We start from the raw sequence: 17,656 nt of genomic DNA, 5'->3' as shown, positions 1-17,656 counted from the left end.
TCGAGCGAAGCGAGAAAGATGGTTCAAAAAATATGGTGATGATTGCATGAGAGATACACCTGTTCCCATACCGAACACAGAAGTTAAGCCTCATAACGCCGATGGTACTGCCTGGGCAACTGGGTGGTAGAGTAGGAAGTCGCCAAACTAACAAAGATCTACAATTGTAGGTCTTTTTTAGTGCTTATAATAATCCTTAAACTATGATAGTAGAGTCTGGTCATCTGGATTATGGACAGAAAGTCGCCAAACAAAAAACAAGCCCGTCGGCTCATGGAGACAAGCCTGTCCGGCTCGTGTCTATGCCTAACCCCATTTGTGAAGCAAATGGTTGGTAGGCTTGATGCGTAGAAGAGGACCCTCCATGCGAAGCCCTAACCCCATACCCTGAATGGGGGATGGTAGGTAGGACTGGTGCAGAGGCAAAATGGTCGAGCGAAACGAGAAATCTAGTCCGTCGCCTTTTAGAGACCCCGTCCGGCTCCTGGAGGACACTCAGAAATGAGTCTTTTTTTGTACAAAAAATATATAAATATCAAATTAAAATAATCCTCAAACTATGATAGTAGAAGCTAGTCACATGGGTTATAAAACTTAAATTTACATGTCCTTTATATAATTAAATCTACCTATATTGATAAAATTCGTAATATAACATTGCTTTTTTAGCTTTATATTCCAAAAAAGTCAATTTTTCTCAATGATTTTTTTAAAATTTATGTTTAGAAATAAAAAGCCGGGGTATATTATTAATAACAAGATAGATAAACTATCCTGGCTCCTCCGGTACAGGTAGTTTAAAAAAATTGAATAGAGAGATTTATAATATTTTGATCTGAGACTTACTAATAGAGAAGTTTTAAATATGTGCCCTTACAGTAGTGATATATGAGTAAAGAAGAGTATGTTGAGTAAGATTTCATAGAAAAAGTGGTGGAAGATAAGTGTAAAAGTAGAGCCATCTGACATTTTTCTATTTTATATAGATAGGATTAGATAAAAATGTAAATCAATTGTTGTTTGTTAGTAGAATATTAGAAGACATGGTACAAGTAAATTTCGTTAAATCAAGAATTATAGGAAGGATGATAAAGAGTGATTGAACCTAAATCAGAATCCTGTACTGGAGGAGTTAAATAATCGACTTTGGAGTGTAAAGAAATTTCAAGGTCGATTTTTTTGTGTCTATTTTTATTTAAACTTAAATTTTTTCGTTTATTATAGTTTTAAGGATAAGTACATTTTTTAAATCATTATGAACATCTTATATTGGATGAGTAGACTTTTAATATTTTTATTTATCAAAATTTTATACTTCTTGTGTTAGACTAGATTAGTAGGAGGATTTATGAATAAAACTATTAACAAATTACAAATTATATTTTTCTGTCTACTTCTTTTAGGAGCTGTAATTTTCTTGAGCCTGAAATCTTTTGGACATTCTAGAGGATATGAGCTTGATTTAGTATTAGGTAGAAATAATCTAACTAATACTGCTAGCAATAGACAGCTTGCCTATTGGAAAATTGATGATAAAAATATGGGACCTTGGGATACCATGCGTCTTGCCAAGGATTGTGACAAGATGACGATAGATCAGATAAATAAAAAAATGGGTAAAGTTGCAAAATATTCTGAAAAGTCCAAATTATATCTTGGTGGCAGGGAATATGATGAAATTGGTGATGAAATGTTTGAAAAAAACAAGGATAAAATTAAGGATATAATTAAGATTAAAAAACTTGAACCGGGAGCTTATCTAATAAAAGAAACTGACGAGTCTTTTAAAGTTAGCAAGGCTAAGGATAAGCTTACAACGAGGATTGAGTATGTGGGCCAAGAATCTGCACGAGATGGGGTGTTAGAGTTAGAAGCTGATTAGAATAAAACATCCCCCAAAAAAAACTTATTTTTCAAAAATGAAGAGGTCGTTTTAAATGACTTCTTTTTTGTTGTGGATTATTTTTATGTTCTAAACTGGATGAAAAAATCCTCATTACTATTGCAAATGATTTGCAGTAGGTGTATGATAATTACTATCGCAAACCACTTGCATATAGGAGGATATATGAAAAAGAATTTTAAAAATTTATTTGTTATATTTCTTCTTGCCCTAGTTTGTATGACTTCTTGCGGCAAGGAAGAGAAAAATATTGAAAATACAGCTACTGAAGAGAAAAGTGCTGAAGGAAAAAAGACTATTTATGCTAGCTTTTTCCCTGTTGCTGAATTTGTAAAGATGATAGCTGGAGATAAGTTTGAGGTAAAAACTATTATTCAGACTAATGAGGAGCCTCATTCTTTTGAGCTCACTAGCCAAGCTATGAAAGACCTTGATGGAGCTGACCTTATAGCCTTCAATGGTGCCGGAATGGAATCTTTTATTGATGATTTGAAGGCAAATATTAAGGATGATGACAAGTTTTTGGACCTTTCTGCAGGTCTTAACTTGCTTGATTCATCTAAGGAAGGCTCCGATATGACTTCTATTAATCCTCACACCTGGCTTTCTATTAAAAATGCCAAGGTAATGGTAGATAATATTTATAGGAAGTTGTCAGCAATGGATCCTGATAATGAAGCCTATTATAAGGAGAATCTGGATAAGGCCCTTGCCAAGTTTGATGAACTTGATAAGAAATTTGAAGATGAGCTTTCTAAGGTTAAATCTAAAGATAAATATTTTGTAGTCTCTCATGCAGCTTTCAACTATCTAGCTGATGATTATGGCCTTAAACAAGTGGCTGTCACTGGGATTTCTCCAGAAGAAGAGCCATCAGCCAAAGACCTTAAGACCATTGCTGATTTTGTGAAGGAAAAAAATATCAAGACAATCTTTTTTGAGGGCAAGGCTACACCAAAGGTTGCAGAAACTTTAGCAAAGAATACAGGCACAAAGACGTCTACCCTCTACACCATGGAAAATCTTGACGATGATATGGTATCAAAGGGCTATGTGGGCCTTATGGAAGAAAATCTTAAGGCCTTGGTAGAATCTTTCAATGAATAGGACAATTTTAAAGGCCGAAAATCTTAGCTTTGCTTATGATAGGGACCTAATCCTAGATGATATCAATTTTGAAGTCAAAGTGGGAGATTTTTTAGCCCTTGTCGGAGCAAATGGTGTAGGAAAATCGACTCTCTTAAAGCTAATTATGGGAGAGTTAAAGGCTAAGGAAGGCCATATAGAAATATTTTCCGATGATATAAGAAAGGATGACCACTACAGGGACTTAGCTTATATTTCTCAAAATGCTGTAGCTTCTTACAGGAATTTTCCAACAACTATCGAAGAAGCGATAAAAATCCACATTTCCTACCTAAAAAAGAAAGTTGATCCCAAGGAATTGATGGAAAAGTTAGGCCTTTGGGACCATAGGAAGAAGGCCCTAAGTGACCTTTCCGGTGGTCAAATTCAAAGATTTGCTATAAGCCTTGCCCTGATAAAGGATGCAAGCCTAATCCTCTTAGATGAGCCTACAACGGGCATTGATGAAGACTTTGCCAATGAGTTCTTTAAGGACCTCATAAGTCTTAAGGAAAGTGGCAAGACCATTTTGATCATCACCCACCAGCTAGATATGGCAGGGGCCTATGTAGATTATGCTCTTAGGATTAAGAAGGGGAAAATCGAGAGAATAAGCAAAGATGAGCTTAGTTTGTGAGGAAATATGCCAGATATATTAGAATATGAATTTATGCAAAGGGCCTTCATGGTCGGCGGACTCTTGGCCTTGATTTTGCCTTGCATGGGTCAATTGGTCCTACTTAAGAGGCTATCGATGATTGGAGATACCTTATCCCACTCATCTCTAGCAGGCCTTACCATTGGCCTTGCCTTTGGCTTTAGTCCAATCCTTGCGGCAATAATTGCTTGTCTTGTGGCAGGCCTATCCATAGAACTTATTAGAAATAAATTAAAGGCCTACCAAGAAATATCAACGGTGATTATCCTTGCGGCATCAATAGGCCTTGCGGGAATATTTTCATCCATGGTCAAAAATACCAATGCCATCTCATCCTACCTATTTGGATCCATAGTGACTATTTCAGATCAGGAATTTTATTTAGTGATAGGAGTGGCTATTTTTGTAATTTTGGCCTATATAAGCTTGTACAAAAGCCTTTATCTTACGATTTTTGACCCCCAGGCGGCCAAAATTATGGGAATTAATGTCAAGCTAGTAAATATATTTATAACCTTTTTAACAGCCATAGCAGTATCAATATCAGCTAAGACAATAGGGTCCTTGATAGTATCATCAATCTTAGTCATACCAAGTATTAGTGCAATGCAATATACCAAGACCTACAAGGCGACCTTGTTACTATCAATAGGATTTTCCATTATTTTTGTATTTTTAGGTCTAATAATATCCTATTATCTAGACTTAAAACCAGGGTCTGTAATAGTATTGATATCTGTAGTATGGCTAATTATAAGCCTTTTTATAAAGAAAAAATAAAGGAGAAACAATGAAAAATAAGAAAAATCTAGGAAGAGCAGTCCTACTTACTTGCCTATTTGCGACAAGCCTCAGTGCCTGCTCCCTATTTAATAATAAAGAAGCAAAAACATCTGTTAACAAAGCAATAAAAACAGGTCAGAAAACAAGCTACATTGCCAAAAAATCTACCATCAAAAAGGACAAAACAACAGAAGTCCTAGTAGATGCTGAAATCAAAAAAGAAGACATAGTAAAGGTCGTAAAACATGGCGACCATTGGCATGTTTTCACCAAAGATGGCAGGGAAAAGATAACCTACACCGACCCAAGTCAGATTCAAGATACAGGTAAATTTGAAATGGTAAGCGTGGTAGGCAAAAATCAGCTAAAAAATAAAAATGTAGTAGCAATAAAAAAACACGGTGATCACTACCACGTCTACTTAGCAGATGGGACAGAATACCTAACCTACGAAAACCCATCAGCTCTTTTTCCTAATATAAAAATAGGAACCTATGTAGGCAGTCATGGATCACATAATGCAAATAAAACAAAGTCAGAAAAAGTAGCCGAAAATAAAAAAGTAAAAGAAAAACTAGAAAAAGATGATGAAAGAGTCATCAAAATTTTAAAGCACGGCGACCATTATCATATCTACACATCAAAGGGCAACGAATTTGTAACTTACGAAGACCCAAGAAGCCTATATCCAAACGCCTCCTACGGAATTTATGAAGGAAGCCACGGCGATAGAAAGGAAATGATTGCTAAAATTCTCAAAGAAGAGAAGGAAAAGCAAGCTAAATATAAAGATAAAAAGGAAGAAAAAAGACCTGAAAAACTACAAAAAGATGATAAGTTAATAAAGGTAGAAGATGAGAAAAAAACTCACAACGTAGTAAAAATCTTAAAGCACGGAGACCACTATCATATCTATACAGCTGATGGAGATGAATATATAAGCTACTCTGACCCATCAAGCCTTTATCCAGATATTCCAATAGGCACCTATGAAGGAAGCCATGGAGATAAAAAGGATAATAAAGAAAAAGATAAAAAGCCAAGCGAAGATAAAAAAGAAAATCCTAAAGAAGAGGAAAGTCAAGATAGACCAGAAAATCCAAGAAATGATGAAAAATCAAGGATAGAAAGTCTAAAAATAACCAATATCCTAGGCAAGGAAAAAGTTGACCGCTACGATATAGTAAAAATCCTAAAACACGGTGACCATTACCACATCTACGATTCAAAGGGAAGAGAAGGTGTAACCTATGAGAATCCACAAGATATCTACCCAAAGGCAAACTTTGGTCAATATGAAGGCAGCCACGATAATCAAAAAGAAGATAAAAAAGAATTCACCTGGCCAGAAGGAATTACAAAAATAATCGACCATGGTGATCATTGGCACCTCTACAAGGGCGAAGAAGAAGTAGGAGTAGTAACAGAAAATCCTAAGAGTCATTATCCAGATGCTGAATATATCAATGATTCAAAAGACTATTCCCATGTAGAAGTAAATGATGGAGACCTATTTTCCTATGACAGCATCAAAGGTAAAAAAGTAGCAGGTATAGAAAGAGTATTTGACGATAGGTTTAAACTAATGGAAAGCTACGGACAAATAACCGATGGCAAGGCGGCATTTGGACCAGGTGGCCAATACAAGGGTGGAGATGTATTCTACTGGCTTCACGGAGATCATTATCATTACCTAAGCATAAAAGACCTAGTAAAAATGGAAAAAGCTGGAGAATTAGGCGATTTCACAGCCAAAGATATAGTAGCAACCCTAAAATATAAGATGGAAAATCCAGATGTAGAAATAGGCAAAGAATATGATGATGAAAAATCAGAAATACTAAGATATAATATAAAACAATTCTTAGAAAAAGCATACCCAGAAGCTTCTGTAAATAATATAGAACTAAACTTCTATGTATATGGAACAGAAGATTTAGTCTTCCACATAAGTGACTTTGAAGAAGTAGACGGAAAAATAGTCTACAAAAATGGCAAGCTACCAGAAATGAAAAAAGAAGAAGCTGAAGAAGAAAAATCAGACGAAAAAATTGAAGAAAGTCCTAAAAATAAGGAAGAAAATGAAACAAAGCCTAAAATAGAAAAGAAAGAGATAGACCCAGAGGAGAAAAAGGAAAATCTAGAAAAAGCTCAAGATGGCTATGAAACTAGAGAAGAAGCAGAAAAGGCCGCACAAAAAGCCCTAGAAAGCGACTTTGCAAACAACGCCTACGATCTAATCCAAGGCTCAAATGGCAGATGGTTCTATAACTTAAAAGTAAATTAAAAGCAAGAAAGCACTTAGGATATATAAGCTAAGTGCTTTTTAGATGGGTTTTTAGCGAAAAATCGCACTTAAAAGTATAATTTTAACTAATAAAAATACTGGAGTTTAGGCAAATGGATATTAATTTTAAAAAACAAATACTGAATGATTTTTCAATAAGTCCTGAGGGATTTAAGGATAAAAATAATATTTTTATGGTAAATAAGGCAGATGAAAGTTTTCTTTTCTATAACAAGGCTCCCTTTACTGCGATTTGTACAGGAGGAAAGGTCTTCATGAGATCAGAAAATCCTGCCCTAATAAACAAATTAAAGAAAAAATTTGAACAGTATCCCGGAGCCTGGTTTGCCGAAGCGGACAACATTAGGGTTTTGGATAAAATTTTAGGAGAATTTGGAATAGAAATAGACAATTTTTTCCCTCTGATGACTTTTTCTGATAGATATGTAGAGATTAAAGACTTCGAATTCACAAGGCTAGAAAAAGAAGATATAAAAAACTTTAAAGGCAAGACAAAAATGGCCTTTGCTTTTGATGAAGATGACAGGCTAGGCCTTAGTTTTTATGATGGAAAAGACCTCATAGCTCTAGCAGGAGCCTCAGTTGCTGGAAAATACCTTTGGGATATAGGCCTTGAGAAATTTTCTAAAGAACCTAAATACCAAGGTCTAGGTGCATCCATCTTAAGGAGCCTATCCTTAATAATAAAACAAGAATATGAAGATATAAGCCCAATTACTGCCACACAAATTTCTCACACCAAGTCCATTAATACATCAATAAGAGCTGGATACGAGATAAATCTTTGTATCACTGGCAAGCAAAAATAGACACATATTTACTGGTATTTGGCGTTGACAAAATTTTTGAAAGAGGTAATTTATAAGGGTAAGAAAATTTTTGGAATGTAGCCAAGTTGGTAAGGCACCAGATTCTGACTCTGGAGAGCACAGGTTCGAGTCCTGTCATTCCAGCCAAAATTTATTGGAAACGAGAATTCGCTTCTTCGAAGCTTATCGGTGGTAGCACACCTTATTCTCGGGATAGATTTGCCCTAGCGGCCGAGAGCGCCCCAAATCAAGGGGCTTTTATCGTAGCAAGTTGGTAAGGCATAGCAAACCAGTCCGGCTCGAGGAGGACTTCTGACTCTGAAGAGCACAGGTTCGAGTCTAAATACTACATCCAAATTATTAAATTCGTGGAGAAATCTGCGGACTTTTTATTTTGAAAATTTTATTTTATGTTCAAGTTAGAAAGAAAAAGACTTCTGAGCCTTTTGAGAATAGATTTAAGTTTACTATTCCTGTAATTTTATGATAATCCATGTATTATAAGCCAAATCCTAAAACCCAGAATCGGATTGAGGGGTTTTTCTTTTCTTAAAATTAGATATCATATGGTATATTCAAAAAACATTTAAATAAAAAAACAAAAACAAACATGATATCTTATAAAATATAAAAGTAATTAATAGATAAAAATTATAAGTAAAAAACTATTATCAGCTATTATCAAGACCTAAGAGATTTTTTGAAATATTCTTGGATGAAAAAATATAATTGGTAGATATTTATACATATTTTATAAATTCATCCTTTTACAATTTCCAATAAACATCGAGATAGTACATTTCCCTTCAAACTTGTGAAAACATTTGGACTTGTTGTAATTCTGCTTATATTGTATTATTGAGTTGAAAGGAGGGTTAATATAAACAAGAGAAGATATGAAATTTTATGTATTTTATTAAATGAGAATGATTTTGTACCTTTAGAGCATTTGAAAAAAACATTTAAAGTAAGTCTTAGAACTATAAATGACGATGTAAAGATAATAAATAATTATCTTCTAAAGTATTCTGGCATTAGCATTGATGTTAGAGATAGCGAAATAAAGTTAGAAGATAAGAAATCGGTTAAAAGCTTTTTATCTGGATTAAACTTTTACGATTACACTCTTAACAAAACTGAAAGGCAAAATGTAGAGACCCTAATTTTGCTTATAGCAAAAGATTATGTAACAAAAAAAGAATTGGCCGATACTATGTTTGCATCTCGATCTACTGTTACTTCCGATATTAATGACTTAGCAACTTTTATCAAGCAAAAAAACATATCACTAGTTACAAAGCCAGGAAAAGGATTGTCTATTGACGGGTCACACAAGAATAAAAGAGAAGCTCTAATAGATTTTGTTTATAACAATCATCATTTGATAAATATGTTCATAAATTCTGTAAACAACTTAAATGAAAATATAGCTTTTAAAATCGAGGAAAATAAAAAAACTATATTTAATATTATTGGAGAATCTGAATATAGGAATAGTGTTATATTCTCTGAAAAGTCCTTTGATATCTTATCAAGCTATTTATTGGTTTTATCATTAAGTGCCGATTACGACCATGAAAGTATAGATGAATCTGACTTTATATCAGATAATTTAGATAAAAATATAGCATATAGCTTATACAAACAGTTGATTGAACATTTTGAACATCATTACGATATAGATGAATGTATATATCTTTCTAAACTAATATCAAACCTCCAGTTCAGATTAGTAGGTGCAAATGATGATGATTCAATCAGTATAAATTTTATAACTAGAGAATTAATTGATTCATTATCACGAGAATTATCAATTCCTTTATTCTTAGACTACAAATTATTTGAAAGTCTTTCACTACATATAGAAAGAATGAAACTATATAAAATAGAAGATATCGTTAACTATCCCGAACTTAAACTAATTGCTAAAGAGAATAAAGATTTATTTAAAAAAATCAAAAAGCATTCTGAAGTATTATCTAGTTACTTTAACAGAGAAATATATGATATTGAGATATCATATATTGTTATATACGTTTACGCATCACTCGAAAGAATGATTGATAGAGCATGCAGAAGGTTGAAATCAATAGTTGTATGCAATTCAGGTATAGGTACTAGTCAGTTATTAAATCATAAATTGGAAGAATTGTTTAAGTTTAAAATAGTAGGAAGTACAACAAGCCATCAATTAAGAAATATGGATTTAGATGATATTGATATCATAATCACAACGGTTGATCTATACAACATTAATAAAGAGTATATAAAAGTATCTCCTTTAATAAATGCATATGATTATAAGAAAATATCTGATTATATATATGAAAAATCTAGGTCTATGATTAAAAATTACGATTTAGATTTTACTGAAAATAAATCAAATAAACAAAATAACGAAAAGAAAGATTTATTTTTAGAAAAAATGAATTCAGAAGAAGGTAATAGTTTGGAAGACTTTCTTGTTGAGGATAATATCGTGTTGGATATTGAAGTATCTGATTGGAAAGAATCGATAAAAATGGCTTCAGAAGTTTTATTAGATAAAAAGTTTATTAGTGAAGAGTATGTAAGTGAAATGATTGAAAATATAGAAGAATTTGGACCATATGTAGTAGTTAGTGAAAATTTTGCTTTGCCACATGGAAAAATTTCTTCTAAAGTTAATAAGACTAGTATGTCCTTAACTAGATTAAGGAATCCTGTTAACTTTGGTTCTCCGGTTTTTGATCCGATTAAGTTTGTTTGCATTCTTGCAGTGGATGAAAATAAAGACCACTTAAAGGCTTTGTTTGAGTTAATTAATTTATTAAAAATAGATGAATTTAAAAGAGCTTTAGAATTGGCTAGAACAAGCGAAGAAGTCAGGAATCAAATAATAAAATATAATAGAATTTTTAATTAGTAAAAATGGATTTAAGTAAACAATGTAATAAATAAAAAAAGAAAGACTAACTATTAAAAGTCAAGAGGTGAAATAAAAAAATATAGGGATTGATATAGATAAAAAATGAATAAAAATAGGCACAACAAAAAGACCTAATATTTAATAGATTTTAAATATTGGGTTCATAAGTTTTTTGCTCATGAAATTGTAATTTTTTTCAAAAAAACCTGTAAAAGGTAAAGGCTACACCCTAGCTTCGCTCGCCATTTACAGAAGCTTTATCAAAAATTTGTAAACAGTTAAGCAAAAACTAACTCTGCACTTGATAAGGTTCATTCTTAGTAAGAACAGCAAAAATAGTATGACAAAGCTTTCTAGCAACAGCATTAGTAGCAACTAAATGATGTTTTCCTTCACTAATCTTTTTTTGATAATAATCTGAGAAAACAGGATCACAAAATTCAGCTCTAAGAGCAGATTGAAACAAAGCACGTCTAAGGTATGGAGAACCTCTTTTACTCATATGATTGTAAGTAGATTCATATTCTCCAGACTGAGAAATGCTAGCATCCAAACCAGCATAAGCGACAAGTTTAGAAGGATTAGAAAATCTTTTAATATCACCAATTTCACCTAATATAGTAGCTGCATTAACAGAACCGATACCTGGAATAGTAGTAATTGGAGAATTAAGTTTTTCAAGTAAAACCTCAATTTCATTCTCAACATTAGAAACCTGAGTTTGAATAAAAGAAATTTGCTCAATAAGCATTTTGATTTGAAGACTAAAAGAATCCAGGCAGAAATTAATACCAAAAGAAGAAGAAGCCTTTTTAGAAAGCTCATCAATCTTCTTAGAAGCATAGTTTTTCTTAGAAACAGATTCAAGAAAAGTATTCAAATCATCAGAATTAATATCCTCAAAATCAGAAGGAGTAGAGAAATTTGAAAGAATTTCCTTAGAAGTCTTCCCAAAAATATTACTAAAAGAAGAGGCGTATTCAGGAAAAACTTGATCTAAAAGTGCAATAGTTTTTCTTTTAAGATCGCCAATTGAAGAAATGAGGTAGGACCTAAATCTGGAAAGATTCCTCAAAGACAAATAATCTTCATTAGAAAGTGAAGTCTCAACGAAATCTCCATATCTAAGAAGATCAGCTATTAAAAGAGAATCAATAATATCAGTTTTTCTCTTTCTGATTTCTACACCTTGTCGCCAACCGTCAGTTTGGATTGGATTGATAACACGAACAGTAAAGTTTTTTTGGGCAAGATATGAGTATAGAGATAACCAATAATGACCTGTAGCTTCCATACCAACTTCAAGTTCATTTTTGAAAGCTTCTAGTTTAAGGACTAAACTCTCAGCGCCATTAATGGAATTTGAAAAAGAAAAAGCCTTAAAAATAACCTTTTTCTTGTCATCAACTAATGAAGCAACATGAGTATTTTTACCAATATCGATACCTAAATAGAACATTTGAAACCTCATAAAAAAGTATTTTAGATAGACACCTCAAAATCTAATAACGTTACTGCCTTATGGTATATACGAAGTACCCTGAAAGGGTCAACATCTAACTTATTCGTAAACAGTTAAAAGATTAGAGGACTCACTCTTTCAAGTACGAGATTAAATCTCAAGGAAGTGACGAGTACACTCTATCTAATAACAATATTATACAGTAAATCTGAATAATACTTAGTCGAAAAAGGCTTATAGGTTACCTTTAACAACCTAAATACATTATATAAGGANTCAAGTACGAGATTAAATCTCAAGGAAGTGACGAGTACACTCTATCTAATAACAATATTATACAGTAAATCTGAATAATACTTAGTCGAAAAAGGCTTATAGGTTACCTTTAACAACCTAAATACATTATATAAGGAGGTAATTATGGAAAGTCAAATTGAAGTAAGAGAAGATTTAATATTTATTGATTTAGATTGCAATAGCAGGGAAGAATTAATCAAATATATGTCTGATCAAATGATGAATGCTGGAAAAGTAAAAGAAACTTATTGTAATGCTGTGCTTGAAAGAGAATTGATATACCCAACTGGTTTGAATACAGGAGATATTAAAGTCGCAATTCCTCATACAGATCCAGTTCATGTCAATTCAGCAGGAATTTCAGTTGCAACACTAAAAAAGAGTGTGGAATTTAAAAATATGGAAGATCCTAATCAAAATATTGATGTAGATCTAGTATTTATGTTAGCGGTAGCAAACCCTGAAGCTCAAGTACCTTTGCTTGTTAAATTGATGGGTGTATTTAGTGATAAAGAACTATTGAAAAAAATAAAAGATTCAAAAACAAAACAAGAAATTAAACAAATTCTTGAAAAATTAATAAAGGAGTAAAAAATGAAAAAAATTGTAGTAGCATGTGGTTCAGGAGTAGCAACAAGTCAAACAGTAGCTTCTAAAATTAATCATATGTTAGAAGATGATGGAATCAGAGCAACTGTAGAAGCTGTAGATATAAAATCACTTGAAAATATTATAGATAGTGTTGATGTATATGTATCAATCATGCCAGGCGGAAAAACTTATGAAAATATACCAAAGATTAATGGGATAGCTTTCTTAACTGGTATGGGTATGGATGAAGAATATGAAAAATTAAAAGGATATATTAATAGTTAGGAGTTATCATGTTAGGGCAAATAATTAATTATATTTTAAATTTAGGAGCAGCAATATTTTTACCAATAATTATGATTATTATTGGTTTGATATTTAAGATGCCTGCTAAAAGAGCTATAATATCAGGTATCACACTTGGTGTAGCCTTTACAGGTATGAGCTTGATATTAGATTTTATGTTTGGAACAATAAGCCCTGTTGCACAAGCACTGGTAGAAAGAACAGGACTTCAACTAAATGCTGTGGATGTTGGCTGGACACCAATGAGTGCTATTGCTTGGGCATGGCCATATGCACTATTAATGTTCCCTATCCAAATAGTGGTGAATCTATTACTTATAGGTTTTAAATGGACAGATACATTAAACGTAGATATGTGGAACGTTTGGGGAAAAATTTTCACTGCTACAATGGTAAATGCTATATCTGGAAATTTAGTGTTTGGATTTGTTGCTGCAATAATTCAAATAGTGTTTGAATTAAAGATGGCTGATGCAAATCATGAAAGAATACAAAAAATCACAGGAATACCTGGCGTAACTTGTACCCACTATATGACATTCCAGTGTGCTTTAATGGCTCCAGTAAACAGATTCTTAGATAAAATCCCTGGACTCGGTGGAAGATCTTTTGACTCTGACAGGCTTAAAGATAGAATAGGAATATTTGGGGAAAATAGTGTAATGGGTCTTTTAGTTGGAATATTATTAGCTATAATTGCTGGTTATAGTATATCTGAAACCTTGAATGTTGGAATTAAAGTTTCTGCATCATTAGTTTTATTTCCAATGGTTGCTAAGCTATTTATGCAAGCTCTACAACCTATATCTGACTATGCAAGTACCTATATGAAAGACAAATATAAAGATAGAGAGATTCAAATTGGTCTAGACTGGCCATTTATGGCAGGAAGATCAGAAATATGGGTAGTTTCTATCATACTTGTACCACTTGAAATAGCGTTAGCTTTTCTATTTGCTAAGCTTGGATGGTCATCAGTATTACCATTAGCTGGAATTGTAAATGTTATTGTAGTTGTACCAGCATTAATAGTAACTAATGGAGATATAATTAAAATGATAATTTTATCTATCCTTTTCACCCCAACATATTTATTAGTTTCAAGTAGATTTGCTGAAGCAGTAACAGCTCTTGCTAAACAAGTTGGTACTATTGATATACCTTCAGGCCAATTTATCACATACTTTGGTGTAGAAGCTCCAATTTTTAGATGGGCAATATCAGAAGCTTTTGCCTTTAATGTGGTAGGAATTGTAGCCTTTGTAGCATTTGTTGGACTTTTTATAGTATATGTTAAAAAAGCACTGAATAGAAAACAAGTTGAAGTTGAGAATAACTAGGAGTTTATAATGTTAGAAGAATTAAAAAATAATATAATAAGAATATCTAAAGACGCACAATTAAAGGGACTATGTCAACCAGGATCAGGAAACTTTAGTGAAAAAGATAAAGAAACAGGATATGTAGTTGTAACACCTGCAACAGTAGATAGGATGAAACTCACAACTGACGATATTGTAGTTGTTGATTTAGATGGAAATATAATAGAAGCTAAAAATGATAGAAGACCTTCAAGTGAGACAATGATGCATCTACAAATTTATAAAACAAGGGATGATATCAATGGTGTAGCTCATACTCACTCAAAATATGCGACAAGCTTTGCAGTGCTTGGAAAAGAAATTCCAGCAATAGTTTATGAATTGGCTGCTATGGGACTTAAAGAAGCAAAGATTCCAGTTGCTCCATTTGCAACACCAGGAACACCAGAATTAGCAAGAACAGTTATAGAGTCATGCAAGATATCAAATGCATTTTTGATGGAAAAGCACGGCGCAGTAGGTATAGGTGAGGATTTGGAAAAAGCATATATCAATATGCAATATTTAGAGGATATTGCTCATATCTATTTTAATGTACTAATGATAAATAATGGAAAAGAACCAGATTCATTTAAACAAGAAGACTTTGACATTTGGAAATATCCAGAAAAATTAGATTTAGAGGGTTAATATTAATGAAAATGAAGAAAATAATCAATAAACCAGAAAATTATACAAAAGAGTTTATGTATGGCATTATTAAAGCTCACTCCGATAAATATGCTTTATTAAATGATGACTTTAGAATGCTTATACGCAAGAATAATCCAAAAAAAGACAAGGTAGGCATTGTAACAGCTGGCGGTAGTGGACACCTTCCATTATTCTTAGGTTATGTTGGAGAAAAAATGCTTGACGGCTGTGCGGTAGGAAATGTTTTTGCATCTCCTGCTGCCTCTAAGATGGAAGATTTAATTAGAGAATGTGATTTTGGCAAAGGTGTCCTATGTCTCTATGGTAACTATGGCGGAGATAATATGAACTTTAATATGGCTACCGAAATGACAGATTTTGATGACATCGAGACTGTTAAAATTGCTGTTAAGGATGATATTGCTAGCGCTCCTTATGAAAAAAGAGACACAAGAAGAGGTGTAGCTGGAATAGTATATGCTTATAAAATAGCAGGAGCTGCAGCTGATAAAGGTTATGATTTAGAAAAAGTAGCATCTATTACAAATAAAGCCTTAGAAAATATAAGAACAATGGGCGTGGCTCTAAGCCCTTGCGTTGTTCCAGAAGCTGGAAAAGCAACATTTTCTATTAATGAAGATGAAATCGAAATAGGAATGGGAATCCATGGTGAGGCTGGAATTGAAGTGAAAAAGATGATAACAGCCGATGAATTAGCAGACTTGCTTTTAGAGAAGCTTTTGACAGAAGTTAAGCTTGAAGATAATGATGAGATATCTGTTATGATAAACGGATTAGGATCAACACCATTAGATGAAATGTATATTGTATACAACAGATTATACGATTCATTAAAAGAGAAAAATATAAATATAATCCAACCACACATAGGTAACTTTGCAACTTCTATGGAGATGGCTGGGCTTTCAATAACATTGTTTAAATTAGATGAGGAGTTAAAGGAATTATTATTAGAAGTTTCAAACACTCCATTCTATACAAATTATAACAGGTAGGTGAATATGAATACAAAAGACGTTCTTAAAATAAATGAGATAATTGAACAACTGATGATTGAAAATAAAGATTACCTAATAAGTTTAGACCAGTTGTTTGGAGATGGAGATCTTGGTATCTCAATGTGCCAAGGATTTAGAGGACTTCTTGAAAACTTTAGTAGTGATGAAAGTGATTTAGGCAAAGTTTTTATCAAGATGGGGAGGGACTTTAATGAAAGTGCTCCTTCTTCATTAGGAACAATTCTATCTTTTGGAATGATTGGTATAGCTAAAGCAACAAAAGGTAAGGAAAACTTATCAAGCGATGACCTTTATGACGCCATCAAAGCAGGAGTTGATAATATAGTAAGCAAAACAGGTTCTAAAGCAGGTGAAAAAACTATACTAGACTCACTAATTCCAGCGGTAGAAAATACAGAGAGTGTAAAATCTGAAGGTATTGAAAAACTAGCAGCCGCTATGGCCAAAGAGGCTGATAAGGGTGCTGAAGAAACTAAAAACATGGTAAGTAAACATGGAAGAGCATCCTACCATGGTGAAAAAACTCTAGGACACATGGATGGTGGTGCTTACGTGGGTAAACTTCTATTCGAAGCTCTAGATAAATATTACAATAAGTAAGATATAAAGATAAGATGAAAAACATTAAATTGATAGCTTTTGACTTGGACGGGACCTTATTAAACGAAAATAGAGAATTATCAGAATATAATATAAGAGCTATAAAAAAGTTAATAAAAAAAGATATAAAAATAGTTATAGCTACAGGTAGACCTTATGCTGGATTCAGTAGGTTTTTAGTAAAGTTAGGTACATTAGGTAAAGATAACTATTCAATAACAAACACTGGCTCTATTATAAGAGAAAATATTGACGAAGGTAATATTAAACTCAATGCTATGAATTTAAATGACTATTTATTCATAAAGAATCTAACTGAAAATTATGATAAACTCCAAGTAGCATTTTATACTGATGATTATTTATACATTGATGAGACCCACCCTAACGAAGCATTTATTCATGACAAGGATATCTTGAGGATGGCTAGCAAAAATATTGGTTCTTATAAAAATGAACCCATATGTAGAATAAATGTAATGGGACCAGAAGATTTACTAGATAATTTTCAAAAAGCGACCTTGAATACTCTTGAGAAGAAATATTCCACAATGAGGAATGAAACATTTAGTTACGAGATATTAAATAAACACTCAAGTAAAGGAAAGGGCTTAGAATTTCTAAGTGGATATTTAAATATTGATAGAAATCAAATAATGGCATTTGGGGATAACGTCAATGACATTGAAATGATAGAATACGCTGGTGTTTCTGTTGCTATGGGAAATGGAAAAGACGTTCTTAAATCCAAGGCTGACTATATAGCTAAACCTAATTCAGAAGATGGTGTAGCAAGATTTTTAATAGATTACTTTGAATTAATGAATTAGGTTCCCTGCTTATCTTCAAAA

Annotated in this window: 15 protein-coding genes, 1 tRNA gene and 1 rRNA gene; 16 read left to right on the top strand and 1 reads right to left on the bottom strand. The window is 32.7% G+C overall.

The genetic code is table 11. From position 1 onward, the window contains the following. Positions 1-31: 31 nt before the first annotated feature. The 9 genes from rrf (at position 32) to C8269_RS07945 (ending at position 10,491) form a co-directional block, all read left to right on the top strand. Positions 32-148, top strand: a 5S ribosomal RNA gene (gene rrf / locus C8269_RS07985). Between the two features lie 1,200 nt (positions 149-1,348). Next, positions 1,349-1,882 (top strand): hypothetical protein, encoded by a 534-nt coding sequence (locus tag C8269_RS07980; RefSeq protein WP_106461199.1) that lies wholly within the window; start codon positions 1,349-1,351, stop codon positions 1,880-1,882. Positions 1,883-2,068: 186 nt separating this feature from the next. After that, complete coding sequence (locus C8269_RS07975) at positions 2,069-3,010, top strand: metal ABC transporter substrate-binding protein (RefSeq protein ID WP_106461198.1); 942 nt, start codon at positions 2,069-2,071, stop codon at positions 3,008-3,010. Next, positions 3,003-3,665 carry a metal ABC transporter ATP-binding protein gene (locus tag C8269_RS07970; protein ID WP_106461197.1) on the top strand — a complete coding sequence of 221 codons (663 nt, stop codon included), beginning with the start codon at positions 3,003-3,005 and terminating at the stop codon, positions 3,663-3,665. The genes C8269_RS07975 and C8269_RS07970 overlap by 8 nt, the downstream gene beginning before the upstream one ends. Before the next feature lie 6 nt (positions 3,666-3,671). Beyond that, entirely contained in the window at positions 3,672-4,466 is a 795-nt protein-coding gene (locus C8269_RS07965) for a metal ABC transporter permease (protein WP_106461196.1), read from the top strand. A 10-nt stretch (positions 4,467-4,476) separates the two neighbouring features. Further along, positions 4,477-6,756, top strand: coding sequence for a DUF5633 domain-containing protein (locus C8269_RS07960; protein WP_106461195.1), 2,280 nt, complete (start codon positions 4,477-4,479; stop codon positions 6,754-6,756). A gap of 113 nt (positions 6,757-6,869) precedes the next feature. Continuing rightward, complete coding sequence (locus tag C8269_RS07955) at positions 6,870-7,586, top strand: hypothetical protein (RefSeq protein ID WP_106461194.1); 717 nt, start codon at positions 6,870-6,872, stop codon at positions 7,584-7,586. A gap of 71 nt (positions 7,587-7,657) precedes the next feature. Beyond that, positions 7,658-7,733, top strand: a tRNA-Gln gene (locus C8269_RS07950). A gap of 802 nt (positions 7,734-8,535) precedes the next feature. Next, the gene (locus C8269_RS07945) at positions 8,536-10,491 is read left to right on the top strand and encodes a BglG family transcription antiterminator (protein ID WP_106461193.1); all 1,956 of its coding nucleotides are present in this window, start codon (positions 8,536-8,538) and stop codon (positions 10,489-10,491) included. Positions 10,492-10,783: 292 nt separating this feature from the next. Here C8269_RS07945 and C8269_RS07940 read toward each other — a convergent pair whose 3' ends face one another. Then, positions 10,784-11,953, bottom strand: coding sequence for an IS110 family transposase (locus tag C8269_RS07940; protein ID WP_106460365.1), 1,170 nt, complete (start codon positions 11,951-11,953; stop codon positions 10,784-10,786). Between the two features lie 423 nt (positions 11,954-12,376). Between C8269_RS07940 and C8269_RS07935 the strand changes: the two genes are divergently transcribed. The 7 genes from C8269_RS07935 to C8269_RS07905 are packed head-to-tail and all read left to right on the top strand — an operon-like array spanning position 12,377 to position 17,635. Continuing rightward, a complete protein-coding gene (locus C8269_RS07935) occupies positions 12,377-12,844 on the top strand; it encodes a PTS sugar transporter subunit IIA (protein WP_106461192.1) in 468 nt (155 codons plus the stop codon). A 3-nt stretch (positions 12,845-12,847) separates the two neighbouring features. Next, positions 12,848-13,129 (top strand): PTS sugar transporter subunit IIB, encoded by a 282-nt coding sequence (locus C8269_RS07930; protein WP_106461191.1) that lies wholly within the window; start codon positions 12,848-12,850, stop codon positions 13,127-13,129. Positions 13,130-13,137: 8 nt separating this feature from the next. Continuing rightward, complete coding sequence (locus C8269_RS07925; protein WP_106461190.1) at positions 13,138-14,490, top strand: PTS galactitol transporter subunit IIC; 1,353 nt, start codon at positions 13,138-13,140, stop codon at positions 14,488-14,490. Between the two features lie 9 nt (positions 14,491-14,499). Beyond that, positions 14,500-15,162, top strand: a complete 663-nt coding sequence (locus tag C8269_RS07920; protein WP_106461189.1) for a class II aldolase/adducin family protein — start codon at positions 14,500-14,502, stop codon at positions 15,160-15,162. A 5-nt stretch (positions 15,163-15,167) separates the two neighbouring features. Next, positions 15,168-16,181: a dihydroxyacetone kinase subunit DhaK gene (locus C8269_RS07915; RefSeq protein ID WP_199792189.1), complete on the top strand. Its 1,014-nt coding sequence runs from the start codon at positions 15,168-15,170 to the stop codon at positions 16,179-16,181. A gap of 6 nt (positions 16,182-16,187) precedes the next feature. After that, on the top strand, positions 16,188-16,805 hold the full coding sequence (locus C8269_RS07910) for a dihydroxyacetone kinase subunit L (RefSeq protein ID WP_106461188.1): 618 nt from the start codon (positions 16,188-16,190) through the stop codon (positions 16,803-16,805). 14 nt (positions 16,806-16,819) lie between these two features. Further along, positions 16,820-17,635, top strand: coding sequence for a Cof-type HAD-IIB family hydrolase (locus tag C8269_RS07905; RefSeq protein WP_106461187.1), 816 nt, complete (start codon positions 16,820-16,822; stop codon positions 17,633-17,635). Positions 17,636-17,656 lie beyond the last annotated feature (21 nt).

This window comes from Anaerococcus sp. Marseille-P3915 (assembly GCF_900258475.1).
GTDB classification, from domain to species: Bacteria; Bacillota; Clostridia; order Tissierellales; family Peptoniphilaceae; genus Anaerococcus; species Anaerococcus kampingae.
The sequence above is the reverse complement of the archived record's forward strand: the minus strand, read 5'-3'. Positions and strand labels throughout refer to the sequence as shown.